A 1433-nucleotide genomic window follows, 5' to 3' on the forward strand; every position below is an offset into this window, starting at 1 on the left:
ACTCTTTTCAGACGCTGACTTCAACTCTTCCGATCTTCAAAGTTTACCAGAAGAGGTAGGTGTCTGGTTACCATCATTACGTCCAGGAGTAGAAGAATGGCAGCAGATGCTTTCTAGTTTAGGACAGTTATATGTACAGGGAGTCAAAATAGATTGGCTTGGATTTGACAAAGATTATGCTCGTCAGAAGGTAGCATTACCGACATATCCCTTCCAACGAGAACGGTATTGGGTAGAAACCAAAGTAAACGGAAATCACCAGCATAGTTCTTGGACATCAGAAAATAGTAATACCGCGATCGTTAACCTGCTAAGTCAAGGAGAAACGGCAACCCTAGCGCAACAACTGGAACAAGCAGCAAAGTTTTCACCAGAGCAGCTTAAACTTTTACCCGAAATATTAGAAGTACTAGCTAAACAACATCAGCAACAATTAGCAGCAGCAACGATTAAAGATTGGTTCTATCAACTACAGTGGCAACCTTTGCTTCAGACTCAGTCCCAAACAAGCATCAAACCGAGTCATTGGTTGATTTTTGCCGATAATACGGGGGTCGCGGAAAAATTAGCCCAAACATTGCAAGAGCAAGGACATGAATGCAGCCTAGTTCATCGAGCAGACAACTATCAACAACTAGCTGCAGGAAGATATCAACTCAATCCCTCTGCTCCTGAAGAATTTGAACAACTCCAAAAAGCCATTCTAGAAACCAGTCAACTGTCCTTATCAAAGGTAATTCATTTGTGGAGTTTAGATGCTCCAGCTACAGAAGATTTAACCCTTGACAGCTTAGAGCAAACTCAACTGTGGGGATGTGGTAGTGTCTTGCACCTATTACAAAGTGTGCTCAAAACTACCAATGTTCCTCAACTATGGCTAGTCACCAGGGGCGCTCAGTCAGTATTATCTAACACGGAGAAACTAACAGTAGCTGCCTCACCCTTGTGGGGATTAGGTAGAGTAGTGTCACTGGAACATCCGCAACTGTGGGGAGGACTGGTAGATTTAGAGCCGCAAACACCAGAAGAGGAAGTAGAAAAGCTACTGCAACTGTTAGTAAACAACTCAGAAGAAGACTATCTAGCCCTACGAGGAGAACAAACCTATGTAGCTCGTTTAGTGCAGCAATCTCCTCAATCATCCGAGCAACCACTATCATTATCATCTGATGCTACTTACTTGATTACTGGAGGACTGGGAGCTTTAGGGTTACATACAGCCCAATGGCTAGTAGAAAAGGGAGCCAGAAATATTGTGTTAACTGGGCGTAGTGCTCCATCAGAAACAGTACAAGAAATCACAGAATAACTAGAACAGGCAGGTGCTCAAGTTAGGGTTTTGTTAGGGGATATCTCTGTTGAACAAGACGTAGCTCAAATTATTGAAGAAATTCAGATATCTTTACCTACACTCAAGGGGGTTATTCATGCAG

Annotated in this window: 1 pseudogene; it reads left to right on the forward strand. The window is 42.9% G+C overall.

What is annotated here, in order from left to right:
- Positions 1 to 106: 106 nt before the first annotated feature.
- Positions 107 to 1433: pseudogene (locus tag F6K53_RS42320) on the forward strand (SDR family NAD(P)-dependent oxidoreductase); the annotation flags it as partial.

Origin of the sequence: Moorena sp. SIO4A1, assembly GCF_010672065.1 — a bacterium.
Lineage (GTDB): Bacteria > Cyanobacteriota > Cyanobacteriia > Cyanobacteriales > Coleofasciculaceae > Moorena.